General features: G+C 74.8%; 16 protein-coding genes and 3 pseudogenes. 11 read left to right on the top strand and 8 right to left on the bottom strand.

What is annotated here, in order from left to right:
* Positions 1 to 8: 8 nt before the first annotated feature.
* Together D450_RS0127550 and D450_RS31500 are read right to left on the bottom strand one after the other, a co-directional pair.
* Complete coding sequence (locus D450_RS0127550) at positions 9 to 1,181, bottom strand: S1 family peptidase (RefSeq protein WP_026128803.1); 1,173 nt, start codon at positions 1,179 to 1,181, stop codon at positions 9 to 11.
* A gap of 763 nt (positions 1,182 to 1,944) precedes the next feature.
* Positions 1,945 to 4,103, bottom strand: a pseudogene (locus D450_RS31500) (prolyl oligopeptidase family serine peptidase).
* Between the two features lie 100 nt (positions 4,104 to 4,203).
* Between D450_RS31500 and mshB the strand changes: the two are divergent.
* Complete coding sequence (gene mshB, locus D450_RS0127540) at positions 4,204 to 5,064, top strand: N-acetyl-1-D-myo-inositol-2-amino-2-deoxy-alpha-D-glucopyranoside deacetylase (RefSeq protein ID WP_017541851.1); 861 nt, start codon at positions 4,204 to 4,206, stop codon at positions 5,062 to 5,064.
* A gap of 9 nt (positions 5,065 to 5,073) precedes the next feature.
* A complete protein-coding gene (locus D450_RS0127535; protein WP_017541850.1) occupies positions 5,074 to 5,544 on the top strand; it encodes a hypothetical protein in 471 nt (156 codons plus the stop codon).
* On the opposite strand, the gene D450_RS0127530 is transcribed toward D450_RS0127535, so the two are convergent.
* The 3 genes from D450_RS0127530 to D450_RS0127520 form a co-directional block, all read right to left on the bottom strand.
* The gene (locus D450_RS0127530) at positions 5,537 to 6,781 is read right to left on the bottom strand and encodes a site-2 protease family protein (protein WP_017541849.1); all 1,245 of its coding nucleotides are present in this window, start codon (positions 6,779 to 6,781) and stop codon (positions 5,537 to 5,539) included. The two genes, D450_RS0127535 and D450_RS0127530, sit on opposite strands and share 8 nt — an antisense overlap.
* Before the next feature lie 219 nt (positions 6,782 to 7,000).
* The gene (locus tag D450_RS0127525) at positions 7,001 to 8,335 is read right to left on the bottom strand and encodes a hypothetical protein (protein WP_026128802.1); all 1,335 of its coding nucleotides are present in this window, start codon (positions 8,333 to 8,335) and stop codon (positions 7,001 to 7,003) included.
* A 66-nt stretch (positions 8,336 to 8,401) separates the two neighbouring features.
* The gene (locus D450_RS0127520; protein ID WP_017541847.1) at positions 8,402 to 8,647 is read right to left on the bottom strand and encodes a putative acetyltransferase; all 246 of its coding nucleotides are present in this window, start codon (positions 8,645 to 8,647) and stop codon (positions 8,402 to 8,404) included.
* A gap of 191 nt (positions 8,648 to 8,838) precedes the next feature.
* Here D450_RS0127520 and fdxA point away from each other — a divergent pair.
* Both fdxA and dapC read left to right on the top strand, forming a co-directional pair.
* Positions 8,839 to 9,156, top strand: a pseudogene (gene fdxA, locus D450_RS31495) (ferredoxin); the annotation flags it as partial.
* A gap of 191 nt (positions 9,157 to 9,347) precedes the next feature.
* Positions 9,348 to 10,466, top strand: a complete 1,119-nt coding sequence (gene dapC, locus D450_RS0127510) for a succinyldiaminopimelate transaminase (RefSeq protein WP_017541845.1) — start codon at positions 9,348 to 9,350, stop codon at positions 10,464 to 10,466.
* Positions 10,467 to 10,982: 516 nt separating this feature from the next.
* Here dapC and D450_RS0127505 read toward each other — a convergent pair.
* A complete protein-coding gene (locus D450_RS0127505) occupies positions 10,983 to 11,885 on the bottom strand; it encodes a hypothetical protein (protein WP_017541844.1) in 903 nt (300 codons plus the stop codon).
* A 288-nt stretch (positions 11,886 to 12,173) separates the two neighbouring features.
* Here D450_RS0127505 and D450_RS0127500 point away from each other — a divergent pair, with 288 nt between their 5' ends.
* The 3 genes and pseudogenes from D450_RS0127500 to D450_RS31490 form a co-directional block, all read left to right on the top strand.
* Positions 12,174 to 13,010 (top strand): 2,3,4,5-tetrahydropyridine-2,6-dicarboxylate N-succinyltransferase, encoded by an 837-nt coding sequence (locus D450_RS0127500; protein WP_017541843.1) that lies wholly within the window; start codon positions 12,174 to 12,176, stop codon positions 13,008 to 13,010.
* Between the two features lie 113 nt (positions 13,011 to 13,123).
* Positions 13,124 to 14,191: a succinyl-diaminopimelate desuccinylase gene (gene dapE, locus D450_RS0127495; protein ID WP_017541842.1), complete on the top strand. Its 1,068-nt coding sequence runs from the start codon at positions 13,124 to 13,126 to the stop codon at positions 14,189 to 14,191.
* A gap of 67 nt (positions 14,192 to 14,258) precedes the next feature.
* Positions 14,259 to 14,963 (top strand): annotated as a pseudogene (locus D450_RS31490) (LOG family protein); the annotation flags it as partial.
* A 912-nt stretch (positions 14,964 to 15,875) separates the two neighbouring features.
* Here D450_RS31490 and D450_RS0127485 read toward each other — a convergent pair.
* On the bottom strand, positions 15,876 to 16,199 hold the full coding sequence (locus tag D450_RS0127485; RefSeq protein WP_017541840.1) for a hypothetical protein: 324 nt from the start codon (positions 16,197 to 16,199) through the stop codon (positions 15,876 to 15,878).
* A 108-nt stretch (positions 16,200 to 16,307) separates the two neighbouring features.
* On the opposite strand from D450_RS0127485, the gene D450_RS0127480 reads away from it, so the two are divergent.
* The 3 genes from D450_RS0127480 (at position 16,308) to D450_RS0127470 (ending at position 18,089) form a co-directional block, all read left to right on the top strand.
* Positions 16,308 to 16,739 carry a hypothetical protein gene (locus D450_RS0127480; RefSeq protein WP_017541839.1) on the top strand — a complete coding sequence of 144 codons (432 nt, stop codon included), beginning with the start codon at positions 16,308 to 16,310 and terminating at the stop codon, positions 16,737 to 16,739.
* Positions 16,740 to 16,789: 50 nt separating this feature from the next.
* Positions 16,790 to 17,383, top strand: a complete 594-nt coding sequence (locus D450_RS0127475; RefSeq protein ID WP_017541838.1) for a DNA-3-methyladenine glycosylase I — start codon at positions 16,790 to 16,792, stop codon at positions 17,381 to 17,383.
* A gap of 133 nt (positions 17,384 to 17,516) precedes the next feature.
* Entirely contained in the window at positions 17,517 to 18,089 is a 573-nt protein-coding gene (locus D450_RS0127470; protein ID WP_017541837.1) for a hypothetical protein, read from the top strand.
* 352 nt (positions 18,090 to 18,441) lie between these two features.
* Here D450_RS0127470 and D450_RS0127465 read toward each other — a convergent pair whose 3' ends face one another.
* Positions 18,442 to 19,254: an enoyl-CoA hydratase-related protein gene (locus tag D450_RS0127465; protein WP_017541836.1), complete on the bottom strand. Its 813-nt coding sequence runs from the start codon at positions 19,252 to 19,254 to the stop codon at positions 18,442 to 18,444.
* Positions 19,255 to 19,529: 275 nt separating this feature from the next.
* Between D450_RS0127465 and D450_RS32890 the strand changes: the two genes are divergently transcribed.
* Positions 19,530 to 19,697, top strand: coding sequence for a DUF3117 domain-containing protein (locus D450_RS32890; protein WP_083932818.1), 168 nt, complete (start codon positions 19,530 to 19,532; stop codon positions 19,695 to 19,697).
* Positions 19,698 to 19,719 lie beyond the last annotated feature (22 nt).

The following is a 19,719-nucleotide window of genomic DNA, read 5'->3' as shown; positions in this document are numbered from 1 at the left end:
CCCCGGGGTCACCCCGTCAACAGGGTGACGCCGTAGGTGTCGAGGATCGGGTTGACCGGCTGGAAGAAGGTGGTCCCGCCGGACGTGCAGTCGCCCGAGCCGCCGGAGGTGACGCCCTGGGCCTGGTCGTCGCTGACCCACGAGCCGCCCGAGTCGCCGGGCTCGGCGCACACATCGGTCTGGGTCAGTCCGTTGACCGTGCCCTGGGGGTAGGACACCGACTGGTTCTTGGCCTGGATCGTGCCGCAGTGCCAACCGGTGGTGGAACCCGACCGGCAGACGGACGAGCCCTCGGGTGCCTCCTCGGAGCCGGCGACGGCCACGGTGCCGCCCGCGTAGTCGTTGACCGCGGGGGTGGGGTTCCAGCCGGCGTCGGCCTGGACCGCCGCCATGTCGGCGCCGGGGAACTCGGCGTCGGTCACGGTGCCGGTGCCCGAGCCGTCCTGCGAGCTCACCTGCGTCCCGGTGCTCCCGCAGTGGCCCGCGGTCACGAACCCGGACTCGGTGGCGAACCCGATGGAGCAGCGCCCGCCCCCGGTGGAGTAGGCGTCGCCGCCGACGATGTCGGCGTACAGCCGCGGCTCGTCCCGGGTGCTCTCCACGGTGTAGGCGTCCTCGGGGACGCCCGCGGCGCGGGCGAACTCCTCGGCGGCGGCCTCCTCGCCCTCCAGGGCGGTGATGACCACGCTGTCCTGCCGGATGTCGGGGTACCACCCGGCGACGCCCTCGGACAGCCCGGCGCCCTCGGCGTTCAGGTCGTCGATCATGGCGTCCAGGCCGTCCCGACCGTTCTCGACCACCTCGGCCTCGGCCCCGGCGGCGGTCACCTCCGGCGCCGCGGAGGCGTCGGTGACCGCGACGGTCAGGGTGCCCGAGTCGATGTCGAACCAGCTGCCGCCGAAGTCCTCGCCCAGCGCGGAGCGGAGGGTCTCGTCGGTGCTGCGCGCCTGTGCCTCGGTGTCGACCAGCTCCAGCGCCTCGGCCTCGCTCAGGCCCAGGTCGCGCTGCATCGCCTCGATGCGCTCGGCGTCAGGGCCGCCGGCGTCCGTGCCGCCGGTGTCGGCCGCCACGGTGGCGGCCTCCTGGGGGGAACCGTCGGACAGGACCGCGACCCCGGCCCCGACCAGCCCCAGAGCGAGCGCACCGCCTCCTGCGGCGCGCACGATGGTGGATTTACGCATCCATCCGCCCTTCTCGAATTGTTGGGGGTTGTGAAGGACGGGTCCGCGTTGAAGAGCGGGGGCTCAAGGCGGACCCGGTGCCGGCCGCCCGGAACGGGGACGGGCGTCGGCACTCCGTTCACCCAGTGCTTTGGGTGAACGATGGGAAACCTTAGGTCATGGTGTCCGAGTGGCGACAGATGCGGCCGACCTTCCGAAATGGAAGGAAGTTACCGGCTGGTCGGGAAAGCCGGGCCGCCCTCGGCGGACGGGGTGCGGCGGAAGTGCGACGTGGAGCCGGGGATGACCGATGATCCGGTCATCCGATCTACACGTGCAGCGGTGAAAATCAAGGGCCCCTCTCTGGCCGGATCAGGACAGCTCGGCGGGCGGAAGGATGAGCTCCGGTTGGCTCGGTGCGGTACGGAGTTCAGCCGAACTGTTCAATGCGGTGGGGGTCGGGTGAGCGGGATGTCGAACTCCGGTGCCGCACGTGCCGTCGCCCGTCCAGACGGCGGGCGGCCCTCCCGCGCGCACCGAAGGGCGGCGCCCTCCGCGGCCCGGCGCGGCGAGCGCGTGCGCCGCCCCCGCCCGGCGGTGGAGCCGATTCCCCTGACCGGCTGCGGCGGGGGCACGCCCCGGACCTCCCCGGGGCGGGGGCGGCTTCGACACGAGCGGCCGGACCGGGCGGCCTTCGGGCCGGATGCCCCGCCGCGGAGTCCCCCGGGCGGGGCGGTGGCACGCCGGCCTTCCCGGCGCCACCGCCCCGCCTCCCGTCCGCCTCTCAGGCGCCGCCCTCCTCGGCGGTGATGCCGAGGGAGGAGCGCAGGAAGTCCACCTGCAGCAGCAGGAGGTTCTCGGCCACCGTCTCGTCGGTGGGCATGTGCGTCACCCCCGACAGCGGCAGGACCGTGTGCGGGCGCCCCGCGGCCAGCAGCGCCGAGGACAGGCGCTGGCTGTGCGCGAACACCACGTTGTCGTCGGCCAGCCCGTGCACCAGCATCAGCGGCCGCTTGAGCCCCGGCGCGTCGTCCAGCAGCGAGCTGCGCCGGTAGTCCTCGGCCCGGTCCTGGGGCAGCCCCAGGTAGCGCTCGGTGTAGTGGGTGTCGTACAGCCGCCAGTCGATCACCGGTGCACCGGCCACCGCCGCGTGGAAGACGTCCGGCCGGCGCAGCACCGCCAGCGCCGACAGGTAGCCGCCGAAGGACCAGCCGCGGATCCCCACCCGGTCCAGGTCCAGGCAGCCGTACCGCTCGGCGGCGTCCCGCAGGGCGTCCACCTGGTCCTCCAGCACCGGGCCGGCCAGGTCGGTGTGGACCGCCTGCTCCCACTCCACCCCGATGCCGGGGGTACCGCGGCCGTCCGCCACCAGCACCGCGAACCCCTGGTCGGCGAACCACTGCGAGGTGAGGTAGGCGCCGCGGGCCCGGAGGACCCGCTGGGCGTGCGGACCGCCGTAGGGGTCCATCAGCACCGGCAGCCGGCGCCCGGCGTGCGCGCCCTCGGGGTCGAACCACGACGGCAGCACCAGCGCCGAGGGGATGCGGCGCTCCCCGGCCCGCCACAGCCGCGGCCGCGGCGCGGGCAGCTCGGGCTCCTCGGCGTGCGAGGCGATCTCGGCCGCGACGGCGGGCGTCTGGCTCCAGGCGTCGGACACCACGAGAGTGCGCACCCCGAACCGGTCCGGCGAGCGGCGCTGGACCACCAGGGTGCCGCCGCGCATCCGGCCGGCGTCCACCCCCGCGCCGTCCCCGCCGGGCACCTCCACCGGGCCGGCGAAGCCGTCGGAGGCGTCCACGAGCCACAGCTCCACCGTGTCCGGGCGGTCGGCGGGCGAGACCGAGCACAGGATCCGGTCGCCGTCGACGTCGCCCACCCCGCGCACGTACAGCCCGGGCGGGCCCATCGGGCGGCCGCCGACGAACAGCCGCCGCTCACCGCCCTCCTCGCGGCCGATCCACACCGTCTCGCCGCTCGCGGTGAAGTCCGGAACCCCCGGCATGATCTCCACCCACACCGGGTCGGTCTCGGTGCGCACCGGGCCGGTCAGCCCGGTGGCGGGGTCGGCGCTGTGCACGATGAGCGTGCGCTGGTCGCGGCTCTGCGCGCCGAAGACCGCGGTGGGGGTGCCGTCCGGNGGGGGGCCGGCCCCCCCCGGCCCCCCCCCAGCCACTGCGGCTCGGCGGGCCCCCGGTCGCCGCCGCGCGGGTCGAGCACGGCCAGGCGCACCTCGGCGTTGGCGGTCCCGGCCGCCGGGTAGGCCATGGACTGTCCGGCGGCCCCGGGGTCCCCCGGGTCGGACAGGTGCCACCGGGCGACCATGGACTCGTCCACCCGGGCGGCCAGCAGGGCCGAGGCGTCCGGCGACCACCACATGCCGCGGTGGCGCCCCATCTCCTCGGCGGCGATGAAGTCGGCCAGCCCCCAGGCCACCCCGGGGCCGTCGGGCTCGGCGACGGCGCGGTCGGCGCCGCTGTGCACGTCCACCACCCGCAGGGCGCCCCGGCAGGCGTAGGCGACCCGGTCCCCGCGCGGGCAGATGCGCGGGTCCACCGCGGGCGCCGCCGCGGGAAGCTCGTACGGGACGGCGCCGTCGCCGACCAGGTCCACGCAGTACAGCCGCCCGGACAGGGCGAACACCGCGCGGGTGAAGGCCTCGTCGGTGCTGTAGGCGACGATGCCGCCGCTGCTCACCCGCAGCCGCTCGCGCCGCGCCCGCTCCTCGGGCGGCAGGTCCTCCTCGGCGCCGCCGATCGCCCGCGGGTCGGCCAGCAGCCGCTCGGTGCCGGTGTCCAGGTCGAGCAGCCACAGGCAGGCCGCGCCGTCGGTGCCGTGCCTGCTCCGCAGGAAGGCGACCTTCCGGCCGTCGGGGGAGAGGGCGAATGACCGGGGGACGCCCAGCGTGAACCGCCGCGTCCGCGCTTCTTGCCGTGGAAAGCTCATGCCGCGATTGTCGCCCATGGCGAGGGCAGGCCGCGCGGGGCGGCGGCGGGTCCGCGGTTCCGGGGGAATCGCCGGGTCGGCCCCGGTATCGTCTGGAGTCATGACCGACCGCCGACTTCTGCTGGTGCACGCCCATCCCGACGACGAGACCATCGTCACCGGCGCGACCATGGCCAAGTACGCCGCCGAGGGGGCCGAGGTCACCCTGGTCACCTGCACGCTCGGCGAGCGGGGCGAGGTGATCCCGCCCGACCTCGCGCACCTGGCCGAGGAGCGCGAGGGCGGCCTGGGCGAGCACCGCATCGGCGAGCTCGACAAGGCCTGTCTGGCGCTGGGGGTGCGCGACCACCGCTTCCTGGGCGGCGCCGGGCGCTACCGCGACTCGGGGATGATGGGCGCGCCGACCAACGACGACCCGACCTGCTTCTGGCGTGCCGACACCGAGGAGGCCGCGCTCGCGCTGGCCGAGGTGATCCGTGAGGTGCGCCCGCAGGTCGTCGTCACCTACGACGACAACGGCGGCTACGGGCACCCCGACCACATCCAGGCCCACCGGGTGACCCTGCGGGCGTTCGAGAAGGCGGGGGAGCGCGCGCTCGCGGGCCAGCCCTGGCAGACCCGCAAGCTCTACGCGATCGCCCAGCCCGAGTCCCGCCTGGCCGAGCAGGTGGCGCGGCTGCAGCGGGAGCCCGGGCCCTTCACCGCCCCCTCCGAGGTCGCCGACATCGCGCCGGGCACCCCCGACGCGCGGGTGACCACCCGCGTCGACGCCTCGGCCCACTGGGCCGCCAAGGCGCTGGCGATGCGGGCGCACGCCACGCAGATCTCCGTCGACGGGGAGCGGTTCGCCCTGTCCAACGGGATCGCCCAGGAGATCGACGCGGTGGAGCACTTCACACTGCTGCGCGGTCCCACGCCGCGGCCCGGCGCGGACGGCTTCGAGACCGACCTGTTCGCTTAGGCTTCCCCCGTGTCCGAACCTGCAGCGCCCGGTACCGGAACCGGGCCCACCCGCACCGCCCCGTTCGCCTCGGCCGTCGATTTCGCCGTCCACCCCGCGCTGTTCTGCGCCTCGGTGGTCGCCGGGGTGGTCGGCGGCGTCCTCTCCGGCTGGCTGGCCTGGCTGTGGCTGAGCGGCCCCGTGGGCCAGGTGGTGGCCGGGGCGGCCCTGCTGGTCGTGCTGTGCCTGCTGTACCTGGCCGTGCGGGCCGCCGGCTGGGCGACCCGGTCCCGGACCGGGGCGGGCGTGTGCGCGGTCGGCTGGACGCTGGCCCAGGTGGCGCTGCTGCTGGCCGGGGAGTCGGGCGACGTGTTCTTCCTCCTCGCCGCCGCCGGGATCAGCAACACCTACCTGTACGGCGGGGTGGTCGTGATGACGCTGGCGGTGGTGTTCACCCCGCCGGCCCCGCCGGACCGGGACCGGGAGGACCCGGTCAGCTGATCCAGAACCGCATCAGCAGCTCGCCGAAGAAGATGTCCATCTGCGGCATGCCGATCTGCCGGAAGAGCCCGGTCATGGCGTTGATGTAGGCCAGGTTGACCACGTTGAACCAGAGCACGCCGAATACCGCGATGGTGCCGAACAGCCCGAAGGACCGCGCCGCGCGCTCCATCCCCTCGAAGCGGCGGGGGCTGGCGGTGGCCGCCTCCAGCAGCGGAACCAGGACCGTGTAGCCGTCCAGTCCCGGGATGGGCAGCAGGTTGACCAAGGCCACCGTCAGGTTGAGGTAGCACAGGAACATCAGGCCGCCGATGAGCCAGTTGTCGGTGACCATGCCGGCGGGCACCAGCAGCATCACCGCGACGGCGAACCCGGCGGCCAGCACCAGGCTGGCGACGATCCCGGCGAGCGCGGTGAGGATGCGGCGGCCCCGGCCGCCGAGGGCGTCCCGGTCCACGTAGGAGGCGGGGCCGGTCAGGCCGATGCCGCCGAGCACGACGAAGACCGCGGGCATGAGCAGCCCTGTGAAGAGGCCCCCTCCGGTCTCGCCCTTGCCGGAGACCCGGCGCTCCCGGTAGGCGAACGGGTTGAGGCGCAGGTAGCCGCTGCCCCGCAGGCCGCGGTCGCCGGACAGGTAGGCGACCAGCGCGTGCGCGAACTCGTGGACGGCGACGCAGGCGATCCAGGCGCCCAGGATGAAGACGAAGGGCGCGTAGGGGGTGCCGCCGTACTCGTAGAGGTCCTGGGTCTCCTCCCAGCGGGTCCAGGAGAACCAGCCGGCGAAGGCGGTGATGCCCAGGATCAGCAGGAAGACGGGGCTGGGAAGGAGGTCGAACACCGAGGAGCGGGAGCCCTGCGCGCCCCGGTCGCCGCGGTCCCCGCCGTTCTCCCCGTGCGCGCTGTCGGCACCGTCGGCACCGTCGGCGCTGTCCGAACTGACCGCACTGTCCGTGCGCTCCGCACCGTCCCCACCGTCCGTGCCGTCCTTCGGCTCGGCCCCGTCGTCCTTGCGACCGGCCGACCCGTCGGGCGCGGACGGCTCCTCAGACTCCGCCGACTCCTCAGACCCCGCCGAATCCGCGGGTTCCGCAGGCTCTGCCGGGTCGGACGCCCCTGAGGCCGCGTCCGCGTCCCCGCCGACGGCAACGGCGCCCTGCGGCTCCTGCCCGTCCGGGTCCGGGCCGCCCTGCTCGGTGGGCGTCTGGGAATCCGTACCGGACGGATCGGGCGTGGACATGCTGCTCCCACAGGATGCTCGAAAGTGCTGACGAATGCACCGGCCGCACGGGCGGCGGGGGAGGCGCCCGGGCCGACGCCTCCCAGGCTAAGGGGCCCCTGGCGCGGGCGGCGCTGAGGGGGCCGGGGCGGGCGTGCCGGGCGGAGCGGCGTCGGTCACAGGGCGCCGCTCACGGACGCACAGAGGCACTTCCGGAGGCCCGCGGAGCGGCCCCGTGCCTCACAGCGACGTGCTGGGCGAGGTGGCCGAGCGGTGCATGGCGGTGAGCGCGAACGCCTGCCCGGTGCGGGTCAGGTCCGGGGCGCCCACACCGCCGACCAGCTCGCTGCGCTGGGCGAACCCCAGCGTCTCCAGCAGCCAGGTGACCTGCAGCAGGACCGCGTGGACCTGCGCGGTGGCGGGGGAGGAGCCGGACTCCTCGCCGCCCCAGCCGGCGTCGGCCAGCACCTGGCGCGCCTCCTCCATCACGTCGGTGCGCTCGGTGCGGGCGTGGTTGCCGGTGGCCCGCGGGGAGCGCTGGAGCAGCAGCCCCAGCAGCGTCTCAGTGGCGGCCTGGGCGAACCCGTCGGAGTCCAGCACCGAGTCGGCGGCCGCGCGCCAGAGCTCGGTGTCGTCGCCGTGCAGCCGCCGCCCGCGCCGGGCCAGCACCATGCGACGCCCGGATCTGCGCACCGCGCGCATCCCGCGCAACAGCTTGTGCAGGGAGATCAGCTGCATGGCGTCGGTCTCGCTGCGCGGCGGCGAGGGCGAGGTGGCCCAGCCGAACTCCGAGCACAGCTCGCGCACCACGGTCGGGGAGATGTAGCCGATCTGGGTGAGCCCGATGCCCTCGTCGGCGAAGTCGAGCAGGCGCCGCGCCGGCGCCAGCGCGGCCGCCGCGTCCGGCGGCGGCTCGGCGCCCACGATGAGCTGGCCCAGCAGCGGCCACAGCTGCTGGCGGTGCGAGTGCGAGGGCGAGCCCAGCCAGCCGCGCACCCGCTCCTCGCGCACCCGGTCCAGGCGGCTGCGGCCGTGCGCGTCGGGCTGGGTGAGGAAGGCGCGGGCGAACCGCTCCTGGGCGGTGCGCCAGCCGCGCGCGCCGGGGCGCACGTCGCCGGCGGCGATGGCCAGCTCCAGGGCGGCCGAGGTGTCCTGGTGCGCGGCGATCTCGGCGGTGCCCAGGACGGTGCCCCAGGTCAGCTCGGACAGGTCCGGCGGCTCCACCCCCGAGGCGCGCATCGCCCGGCGGTAGGCGGCCAGCCCGCTGTCGTGGCCGGCGGAGTGGGCGTCCAGCACGGTGCGGGTGGTGGTCGATGAGCAGATCGCGGCGTAGCGGTCCAGGTCCAGCAGGGAGAACAGGCGGCCCAGGGAACGGGCGGTGAGCATGCGCTCCCCGGTCTCCCCGGCGAACCGTACCGGCAGCACGTACCAGCAGAACTCCTGGACCGACCGCTGCGTCAGGTCCTCCAGGTTCCCGCCCCCGGTCAGCGAGGACAGGGCGTTCTCGGCCAGGCGCGCGGCGCGCGGGTCCAGGCGGGCCAGCTGCGCGAGCGCGGACGCGACGGTCTCCTGCATGGCGTGGGTGGGCACCTCCCCCTGCCGGGCGCTCCGTTGCCGGTCCGGCTCCGCTGTCGTCCGTTCCTACCGTCCCCTGTCGGCGTCGTTCGCGGCCCGCCTGCGCTCGGGCGGCCGCTGCGGCACCAGCCTGCTCCCGACCACATCGGCCTCGGCCACTTCGGCCGGCTCCCCGTCGCGCCTGCGCACCCGGATCGTTCCGCCGCTCCACCGCTCCAGGACACCGACGATATCCCGGAAGCGTCCGTCGGGCAGCCGCACCCGCAGGACGGCGCGCCGTCCCAGGTCGGCAGGGGAGGCCTCAAGGGCCATACGCGCCCCGTTTCCCACTCGATCGACCCCCAATTGGGCACGTGAGCCCGGTGAGCGCAATACTGGAAGCTGCGAATCGTCTGACGTGAGCCCGGCGAGTCCGCGTGCCGGATGCCCGGCGTCGCCCAGGCTACGACAGCGAAGACCCTTGCACGCGGTCAACGTGGCGAAGACCGAAGAGGAGTAACGACGTGACCTACGTCATCGCGCAGCCGTGCGTCGATGTGCTCGACAAGGCCTGCATCGAAGAGTGCCCTGTCGACTGCATCTACGAGGGCGAGCGCATGCTCTACATCCACCCGGACGAGTGCGTCGACTGCGGCGCCTGCGAGCCGGTGTGCCCCGTGGAGGCCATCTACTACGAGGACGACCTGCCCGAGCAGTGGTCCGAGTACTACAAGGCCAATGTCGAGTTCTTCGACGAGATCGGCTCTCCCGGAGGTGCGTCCAAGGTCGGCAAGTACGACACCGACCACCCGATCATCGCCAAGCTTCCGCCGCAGGCGGAAGGCGAGTANGGGCGCCCCGGGGGCGCCCGCCGGCCCGCGCCTCTGCGCCCCCGTGCGCCGCATGGGGGCGCAGAGGCGGGGGTACGGCCGTTCTGGAAGAGGGGACCGGGCGCCGGCAGGACCGGACCCGGCCCCGCGAGCGCCCGTCCCCGGCCCCCGGGGGCGGGCCCAAGCCGTGTGGAGCAGAAGTGATGGCGGAACGACGACGCCTCGCCGACCGGATGCCGGTCTTCCCCTGGGACCGCCTGGCGCCGCACAAGGCGACCGCGGCGGCGCACCCGGACGGGATCGTCGACCTGTCGATCGGCACCCCGGTCGACCCGGTGCCCGAGGTGGTGCGCCGGGCGCTGGCCGCGGCCGCCGACGCCCCCGGCTATCCGGCCACGCACGGCACCCCGGCGCTGCGCGCCTCGGCCGCCCGGTGGCTGGAGCGCCGCCACGGCGTGCGCGTCGACCCCGAGGCGGTGCTCCCGGCCATCGGCACCAAGGAGCTGGTGGCCTGGCTGCCCACCCTGCTGGGCCTGGGCGAGGGCGACACCGTCGTCCACCCCGAACTGGCCTACCCCACCTACGACGCCGGGATCCGGCTGGCGGGGGCGCGTCCGCTGCCCGCCGACGGGCTCACCGCCCTGGGCCCCGAGCGCCCGGGCCTGGTGTGGATCAACTCCCCGGCCAACCCCACCGGCCGCGTGCTGGGCGCCGACCACCTGCGCAAGGTGGTGGCCTGGGCCCGCGAGCAGGGGGTCATCGTGGCCTCCGACGAGTGCTACCTGGACCTGGACTGGGAGGGCGAGCGGCCGCTGTCGGTGCTCCACCCGGACGTGTGCGGCGGCTCGCACGCCAACCTGCTGGCGGTGCACTCCACCTCCAAGCGGTCCAACCTGGCCGGGTACCGGGCCGGGTTCGTGACCGGCGACCCCGGGCTGGTCGCCGAACTGCTGGCGGTGCGCAAGCACGCCGGGATGATCGTCCCGGCTCCGGTGCAGGCCGCCATGGGCGCGGCGCTCGACGACGACGCCCACGCCCAGGAGCAGAAGGCGCGCTACGGCGCCCGGCGCGAGGCCCTGCGCGGGGCGCTGGAGGCCGCCGGATGGACCATCGACCACTCCGAGGCCGGGCTCTACCTGTGGGCCTCCCGCCCCGGCCTGGACGCCTGGGGCGCGGTGGCGGCCCTGGCCGAGCAGGGCGTTCTGGTCGCGCCCGGCGTGTTCTACGGCCCCAAGGGGGCGAACCACGTCCGCATGGCCTTCACCGCCACCGACGAGCGCATCGCCGCGGCCGCCAAGCGCCTGGAGGCCCTGGCCGGCTGAGCAGGGGCCCCTCGCCCGGCGGCGTGGNCGGCGCAAGTACACGGCCACGTGTCGATCCCGGAGCCACTGAGGTGGTCAGCAGTCGTGCGGGGCCGCCCGCAAGGCCGTCGGCTCCTCAGCGCGCATCGGGAGTGGTGTATTCACCACTCGACGTGGGTGGTTTCTCGTGGTCGTCGCAACACCGGTGGCCGGTTGCTGTTGTCGAGGAGTTGTTCCAGGCACTCGGCCGGGGTGTCCCGGCCCAGGGCCGTGCGGGGTCGGCGGCCCCGGGGGCGGCGGTCGTCGCGGCTCCCGAAGGGGTCCATGGCACCCCTTTGGGGGCGGAGTGGTGCAACGACCGATAGAACCCGCACCGCCCGAAGCGGTGATTCCCGCACTCCCGACACTCCCGATCACCGGCCCGCTCCCCGGCGGGTCGATCGCAGGACGATGGACCCCACGGCACCGGCAACGACCTCAGGAGGCCCCGAGCGGGTCGCCCGGGTCGTTGCGCCGGGGCCGGACCGGGCGCGCGGGTCAGCCCAGGACCACCTGGCCGTCGGGGGCGTGGTCGGGAACGCTCTTCCAGCCCTCCTGGCCGTCCTCGGCGGTCCAGCGCTGGTCCTGGTAGCCGACCGACGTCAGCCCGTACTCCTCGGAGTTGGCCACCGCCCACAGCGCCATGGCCCACCCCAGGTCGCCGGTCTGCGGCTGCGCGCCCGGCGCGGGCAGCGCCCCCGGGTCGGCGCCGAACACCCGCTCCATCTCCGCCGCCGCGGCGTCCACGTCCGCCGGGGCCGACGGCGACGGGGCCGGCGCGGGCTCCCCGGGCGTGCGGGCCGGCTCCTCGGGCCAGCAGGTCACCGCGGGGCCCTCGGCGCCGGTGAAGGCCCGCGCCATCAGCCGCGAGCGCTTCTCGTGCTGGTCGTAGGCGAAGCCGTCGGCGCTGCGCTGCACCGCCTGGGCCGCCTCGTAGACCGGGATGTCGGCGTAGCCGTCCACCTCCTCCAGGTGGGCGTAGAACTCGTTGCTGGCGTAGACCGGGTCCATGATCTGGTCCGGTTCGCCCCACTCCTGGGAGGGGCGCTGCTGGAACAGCCCCAGCGAGTCGCGGTCGCCGTATTCGATGTTGAAGAACTTGGTCTCCTGCCACACCGTCGCATAGGCCACCACCACCGCGTGCTCGGGCAGGTCGCGGCTGAAGGCCACGCCGCCCACGGTGGCGGCGCTGGCCGCCTGCTCCGGCTCCAGGGGGTCCTCGGTCCCGTCGACGGTCACGGTGCAGCCGGCCGCCACCGGGGGATCGATCTCCACCGGCTCGATCGAGGTGATGACGTAGTAGCCGGCGGCCACCAGGGCGCCGCACACGGCGGTCAGGACGGCGAGGATCTTGACGAAGGCGGAGGTCCTCCGCCGCTTCGGACGGGTCTTCTCGTGCACAGGCAGGCCGTTGGACTCATGGGGCGCGGCCGCGCGCCGCGCGGCCCGGCGCCCCGACGGACAGGGACCGGCCCCCAGACGTGACGCGGGGGATGAGCGAGGGTCTCGCACGCCGTTGAACCGGGGTGTTCGCTACCCGAATGGTAGAGGGTCTCCGGGGGCGCCGCCGTGGAAGGCGGCGCCGCGCCGGAGCGTACCGTCCCCGGTGGCGGGGCTGCCAGCCGACGCCCCCGGTCGGCGGTGCGCCCGGTTCGTCGGTGGGCCCGCGAACCGTTAGGCTCACCGGACATGACCACCTCGTTCACCAGTCCGCTCCCCAAGGAGATCGACGAGCTCTGGGAGCGCCGCTCCGAGCTGACCCCTGACGACACCGCCGCCCGCGACACCATCATCGGCGCGGTCGACGAACTCGACGCCGGCAAGGCGCGCGTCGCCTTCGTCGACGGCGACACGGACCAGGTGGTCGTCGACGAGCGGGCCAAGCGCTCGATCCTGCTGAGCTTCCGGGTCCTGGGCATGGAGGAGTCGCAGGTCGGCGACTTCTACCACCACGACCGCATCCCGCTGAAGAAGCGCTTCGAAGGGGTGCGCGTCGTGCCCGGCGCCATCGCCCGCTGGGGCGCCCACCTGGCCCCGGGCGTCGTACTGATGCCCTCCTTCACCAACTTCGGCGCCTGGGTCGGCTCGGGCACCATGGTCGACACCTGGGCCACCGTGGGCTCCTGCGCGCAGGTCGGCGAGAACGTCCACCTGTCCGGCGGCGTGGGCGTGGGCGGTGTGCTGGAGCCGCCGCAGGCCTCGCCGGTGGTCATCGAGGACGACGCCTTCCTCGGCTCGCGCAGCATGGTCGTCGAGGGCGCCCGGGTGCGCCGCGGCGCCAAGCTCGGCGCGGGCACCATCCTGACCTCCTCCACCCGCGTCTACGACGCCGAGACCGGCGAGGAGCTGCCCCGCGGCGAGGCCCCCGCCTGGTCGGTGTGCGTCACCGCCAACCGTGTCAAGAGCTTCCCCGGCGGCGACTTCGGCATGCCGGTGCTGCTGGTGCTCAAGCGCCTGGAGGAGGGCCAGGAGCACGACAAGCTGGCGCTCAACGACATGCTCCGCGAGCACGGCGTCAACGCCTGACGCGCCCCGCGCGAGCGGGTCCGGGCCGCCCCGTGCCGCGGGGCGGCCCGCCCGAGCGCCCCGGCGCCCCCGCCCGCCCCTCGTCCGCGTCCCCGATCCCGAAGGTTCCGGCCATGCTCAACCTCGCCGACGACGTCCGCACGCTCACCGCCCGCCTGGTCGACACCGAGTCGGTCAGCGGAGGCGAGCGGCCCCTGGCCGACATGATCGAGCAGGCGCTATCGGGCCTGCCGCACCTGCGGGTGGACCGGCACGGCGACGCCGTGGTGGCCCGCACCGAGCTGGGCCGGGCCAGGCGGGTGGTGCTCGCCGGGCACATCGACACCGTGCCGATCGTGGGCAACGTGCCCTCGCGGCGCGAGGGGGACCGCCTCTACGGCTGCGGCTCCTCCGACATGAAGAGCGGGGTGGCGGTGCAGCTGCGCCTGGCCGCCGCGCTCACCGAGCCCGTGCACGACCTCACCTTCGTCTTCTACGACTGCGAGGAGGTCGACGCCGAGCGCAACGGGCTGCGCCGGCTGGCCCGGGAGCACCCCGAGTGGCTGGCCGGGGACTTCGCGGTGCTCATGGAGCCGACCGGGGGCGTCATCGAGGGCGGCTGCCAGGGCACCATGCGGGTCGAGGTCATCGCCCGGGGGGAGCGCGCCCACAGCGCGCGCTCGTGGATGGGCAGCAACGCCATCCACGGCGCCGGGCGCATCCTGGACGTGCTGCGCGCCTACACCCCCCGCGAGCCCGAGGTCGACGGGCTGCGCTACCACGAGGGGCTCAACGCGGTCTTCGTGTCCGGGGGAGTGGCGGGCAACGTCATCCCCGACGAGTGCGTGGTCACCGTCAACTACCGCTTCGCCCCCGACCTGAGCGTCAAGGACGCCGAGGCCCACCTGCGCGAGGTCTTCGACGGGTTCGACGTGCGCGTCACCGACGCCGCGCCGCCCGCCCGGCCCGGCCTGGACGACCCGGCGGCCGCCGAGTTCGTCTCCGCCGTCGGCGGCGGGCAGGCCCGCGCCAAGCTGGGCTGGACCGACGTGGCGCGGATGTCGGAACTGGGGGTGCCTGCGGTCAACTACGGGCCGGGCGAGCCCACCCTGGCGCACACCCGCGACGAGTGGGCCGACCTGGCTCTGGTGGACGAGGCCGAGCGGCGGATGACCGCCTGGCTGACCGGTGGCGGCGCCTGATTGAACGCTGTGCGGCCCGGCCCCGCCGCGCGGGCGCGCACCCTGCTCCTGGGGATATTTTGGCCCCATGACCGATGCTGAGAAGATCCGCCGCGCGGGACCCCTCACCTACCGGGGCCGCGCCATACCGGAGACCACCACCGACCAGCGGCTGCTGGACCGCCGCGGTCCGGCCGACTGGGTGCACACCGATCCGTGGCGGGTGCTGCGCATCCAGTCGGAGTTCGTCGAGGGCTTCGGGCTGCTCTCCGAGGTGGGGCAGTCGGTGAGCGTGTTCGGGTCGGCGCGCATCCGGCCCGGGTCGCCCTACTACGAGCTGGGCGAGACCATCGGCGGCGACCTGGCGCGTGCCGGGTACACGGTCATCACCGGCGGCGGACCCGGTCTGATGGAGGCCGCCAACAAGGGCGCGCAGAAGGCGGGCGGGCCGTCCATCGGCCTGGGCATCGAGCTGCCCTTCGAGCAGTCCCTCAACGACTACGTCGACATGGGCGTCACCTTCCGGTACTTCTTCGTCCGCAAGACGATGTTCGTGAAGTACTCCCAGGCGTTCGTGGTGCTGCCCGGGGGCTTCGGCACCCTGGACGAGCTGTTCGAGTCGATCACCCTGGTGCAGACCGGGAAGGTGACCCGCTTCCCGGTGGTGCTGGTGGGCACCGAGTTCTGGGGCGGCCTGGTGGACTGGATCCGCGACCGGCTCCGCGCGGAGTCGGTGATCTCCCCGGACGACCCCGACCTGATGTACCTGACCGACGACCCGGGCGAGGTGGTCGACANCCGGGCCCCCCCGCCGCGAGGTCGAGGCCCGCGCCGTCGCCGAGGCCGCCGAGGAGCAGGGCGAGTAGGCACCGCCCGGGGCCCGGTCGGCGGCCGCGCCGCCTGCCCCGATGCAGCGGGCCAGGGCCAGGCGCCCGTTGGGGGTGAGTTCGGCGTTGGCGTGGGGAGTGTGGGCCACGAAGGGCCTCCTGACTTGCTTCAGGTGTCGATCCAGGCGATCCACACCTATGTCGGAGGCCCTTCTTCGTCGTCGAACTCCGGAGGCCTGGAACCGACCTCCGTGGTCAGTACACCTAGGGCCTGATCCAAGAAACACCCCCCTAGTACTGCAACGAGCATGCCGGTCGAGGACCCGGCGGAGGCCGACCACACGACAGGGGCGGACACGTCCCCGGGCCCGCCTGCCGGGCGGTGGGCCGCCTGGGGCCGGGGTGGGCGGCGGCGACGACGGAGCAGCAGGTGCCCCGCTCCGGCCTGCTTGCCGGGCGGCGGGCCGCCTGGGGTCGGTGTCCGGCGCCGTGGTGCGGCTTGCGCCCGCTCCCGTGCCAGCCCCGGGAGAAGCGGCCCTGGAACCGCGCCCGCAGGGCCGTCCCCCCTCCGGGAGGGAGGGAAAGCCTTCGCATTCCGGACATGCCGGGCGCGCTTTTCCTCCTCCCTTGTTGATCTCGGGGAAGTCGGCCCTGTACCGGCCGGTACAGGGCCGACTTCCCCGAGATCAACAACGCGGCCCGCCCGCGGGGCCCGTGGGCGGCCCCGACGGCGCTGCGCGCGGTCCGGTACCGGACCGCCCCGGCCCCGAACGGCCTGTCGCCCGGCCGGGGCCCGGGAGCGGGGTACCTGCCGGGCCGTTGTCGCCGCCGGCCACCCCGGCCCCGAACGGCCTGCCGCCTGGCCTGTCGTTGCAGTACTAGGCCAGCCCGCGGCGTACCGCCGCGGGGGGACGGTCGCCGCGGACCGTCAGGACCATGTCCAGCGCCTGCCGGGCGGCGCGGGGGTGCGCACTGGTGAACAGCCGCGCCCCCAGCCAGGCGTAGACGGCCACCAGGGCCGCGCTCTCGGCCGGGTCGTCGGCTTCACAGCGCACCAGGACCGGGGCGCCGCCGGCGGCCAGGGCGCGTACCCGGTCCGGCGGCGGCCGGTGCCCGGCGTCCGCGGCCCCCTCCGGCCGCGCCCCGGGGGCCAGCACCTGGGGCGCCCCCTCGTCCGGTCCCGCCTGCCCGCACGTGTGCATACCGCCGAGTCTGCCATGCCGGGGCCCGTTCACGGTCCGCCGCGATATGGCACGATCGGAACCGTGAATCCAACGATCCTCATCCTCATCTCGCTGTCAGCGGTCGCCGTGCTCGCCGGCGTCGCCTACGCGGTCATGGGGAAGGGCGGCCAGCTGGCGCGCTTCGAGGCCGACCACCCGCCCCTGGACCTGCCCGAGGACCGGCCGGTGACCCCGTCCGACGTGGGGCGCATCGCGCTGCCGCTGGCCCTGTGGGGCTACCATGTGCGCGGTGTCGACGAGGTGCTGCGCAGGCTCTCGGCGGCGCTGGCCGCGCGGGACGAGCGCATCGCCGACCTGGAGCGGCGCCTGGCCGAGGCGGGCGCGGCCACCGGGCCGCGGGTGCTCTACCCCCGTCCCGGGCCGCAGCCCGGCACCGCCGGTCCCACCGCGATCCGGCCCCCGGAGGCCGGGCCCTCCGAGCCCCGGACGCCCGCCCCCGCCGACCAGGGGCCCGCCCCGCGGCAGGACGCGCCCGCCGGCCGGGCCGCCCAGGGCTGAGCGCCGCCCCCTCCCGGCGCCCGACAGCGACCACCGCCGGGAGGACCCCCATGACGCACGAGACCGCCGCCCCGCACGCCCCCGCCGGCCCCGACGGGAGGCCGCGCTGCACCTGGGCGCTGGGCACCGAGGACCTGACGGCCTATCACGACACCGAGTGGGGCCGCCCCGTCCGCACCGACCAGGGCATGTTCGAGCGCGTCAGCCTGGAGGCGTTCCAGGCGGGGCTGTCCTGGCTGACCGTGCTGCGCAAGCGGGAGGCCCTGCGCGAGCACTTCGCCGGCTTCGACATCGCGGCGGTTGCGGCCTTCGGCGGGCCCGACGTGGAGCGGATGCTCGCCGACGCCCGCATCATCCGCAGCCGCGCCAAGATCGAGGCCGTCATCGGCAACGCGCGCGCCGCCCTGGAGCTGCCCGGGGGCCTGGCGGCGGCGGTCTGGGAGCACGCCCCGGCCCCGGGGCGGCCCGCGCCGGCGGGCGACTCCGAGGTCCCCGCCTCCACGCCGGAGAGCGCCGCGCTGGCCAAGCGGCTGCGCGCGGCCGGGTTCCGGTTCGTGGGCCCTACCACCGCCTACGCCGCGATGCAGGCCACAGGGGTGGTCGACGACCACCTGGCCGGCTGCTTCCTGCGGGGAGGGGACTGAGCACCGGTCCGGTCGCCGGGTCGCTTATCCTCAGTCGCTGGACAGGCGAGCCGGCCCCACCCCGGCTCGCGGGAGGAAGGGTGAGAGCGATGCACGGAAGGCCGGACCCCGCCGCGCACCCCGGGGGTGCGCGGTGAGCGGCTCGTCGACCCGCCGCGAGGAGGAGGGCGGCTCCTCCTCGCCGGTGCGGGGGATGTCGCTGTACCCGCCGCCGCGCTCCACACGGCACACCGCCCGCCGCCGCCGGGGCGGGATGATCGCCGCCGTCGCCGCGGGCGCGGCCGCGCTGCTGGTCGGCGGTGTCCTGGTGGTCCTGGCGCTGCGCCCGGACCCGCAGGAGACCCCCGCCGAGAGCGCGAGCGTGCCCGACTCCTTCGCCGGCACCTGGCAGGGCAAGATGATCCAGGAGGACGAGGCCGGTGAGCACGTCACCGACTGGGACGCCCGCGTGCGCCTGGAGACCGGCGAGGAGCGGGGCAGCTCGGAGTGGTACACCCTGGAGTGCCGCGGCAGCCTCACCCTGCAGGAGCGCGGGGAGTCCCGCCTGGTCTTCGACTACGTGGAGACCTACGACGCCGAGGACCGCTGTGTGGACGAGTCGCGGCTGGTGCTGACCACCGGCGGCGCCGACGGCACCCTCGACGCCCGCTGGGAGGCGACCTCCCACGACGGCACGACGATGATCTCCACCGGGACGCTGTCCTGACCCCCGTTCGGGCCTGAGGTCCGGCACCTTCGCCCGCTCCCGCACGAGCCGTGCGGGACGCTCCGGGCGGATTCATGCTCTGTCGTGGCGGGCGGAACGCGCGTCCGCCCTATCCGCGCTCCACAGGCCGGTACCGACGCGGCCCCTGGCGGTGCCCGGCCGCCGCGTCGGTATCCCGGTCCAGGAGGGGCCCGCCCCTCCTGGGCCGTGGAGGCGGCACACCTGGGAGGGCGATTCGACTCGGCCGACAAGTCCGGGCCCGGCCGACAAGAACGGGGCGCACTCACCGGAGCAGGTGTCCTTTGCGGGGCGCCCCCGGCGCCCCGCCCAGGGGCGCCTTACCGGAGGCCGGTCACTGGCCCTCGAACTCCGGACGCTCCTTTTCCAGGAACGCCAGGGTGGCGTTCTTGTGGTCGCGGGTCTGGGCGCACTGGTCCTGCAGGCTGGCCTCCATGTCGAGGGCGCTCGCCAGGTCCAGGCCCGACCCGAAGGCCAGCTCCGCCTTGATCGCCGCGTAGGCCACCGTCGGCCCCTGGGCGAGGCGCACCGCCAGCTCGCGGGCCTCTGCGGCCAGGTCGTCGGCGGGAACCACGCGGTTGACCAGGCCGATCTCCAGAGCCCTGTGGGCGTCGACCGGCTCGGCCAGCATCAGCATCTCCGCCGCGCGCGCGTGCCCCACCAGGCGGGGCAGCGTCCAGGAGGCGCCCGAGTCCGCGCCCAGGCCCACGCCCGCGAACGCCATCGAGAACTTCGCCTTGTCCGAGGCCAGCCGCAGGTCGCAGGCGAAGGCCAGGGCCGCGCCCGCTCCGGCCGCCACCCCGTTCACCGCCGCCACGACCGGCTTGGGCATGCTCGCCAGTGCGGTGACGATCGGGTTGTAGTGGCCGCGCACCGTGCCGTCCAGCCCCTTGCCGTCGCGCAGGTTCTCGGCGTGCTCGCGCAGGTCCTGCCCGGCGCAGAAGGCCCGGCCCGACCCGGTGAGCACCACCGCGCGGGCGCCGGCGTCGGACTTGGCGCGCTCCACCGCGGCCAGCAGCTCCTCCTTGGCGGCCCGGGTCAGCGAGTTCATCGCGTCGGGGCGGTCCAGCGTGATGGTCGCGACCCCGTCGCTCAGGTCGTACGAGAGGCTCTCGGGTGCGCTCGTGTCGGCGTCGTTGTCGGCCACGTGGAACTCCAGATCGGCTCGGGTGAACGGTGCCGGCGCCCGCGTTCCGGCGCTGCGGCTATAACCTTACTGTTCGGATTCCTCGGAGCCGATGGCCCGGCGGCTGTCCGATCGTTCCCATTCCGGTCGCAAAACCGAGATAATGACGGAACGGGGATCGAAACCCTGAGTCGCGCGGACGAGACCCGGGTTCGGGACCGGGTGCGCCCCGGGCGCACGGCACGGTGCCGGTGGAGTTCCCTCCGCGAGAGTTTCCTTATGAAAGGGGATACGGCATGGCGGCGATGAAGCCGAGGACCAGCGATGGTCCGATGGAGGTCACCAAGGAGGGCCGCGGCATCATCATGCGGGTCCCGCTGGAGGGCGGTGGGCGCCTCGTCGTCGAGCTCACGCCGGACGAGGCCAAGGAGCTCAAGGACGCCCTGGACGGCGCCGTCGGCTGAGGCCGCCGGCGGCCGACGCCGC

It is taken from the genome of Nocardiopsis halophila DSM 44494 (genome assembly GCF_000341245.1).
Lineage (GTDB): Bacteria > Actinomycetota > Actinomycetes > Streptosporangiales > Streptosporangiaceae > Nocardiopsis_A > Nocardiopsis_A halophila.
This window is presented reverse-complemented; position numbering and strand designations above follow the sequence as displayed.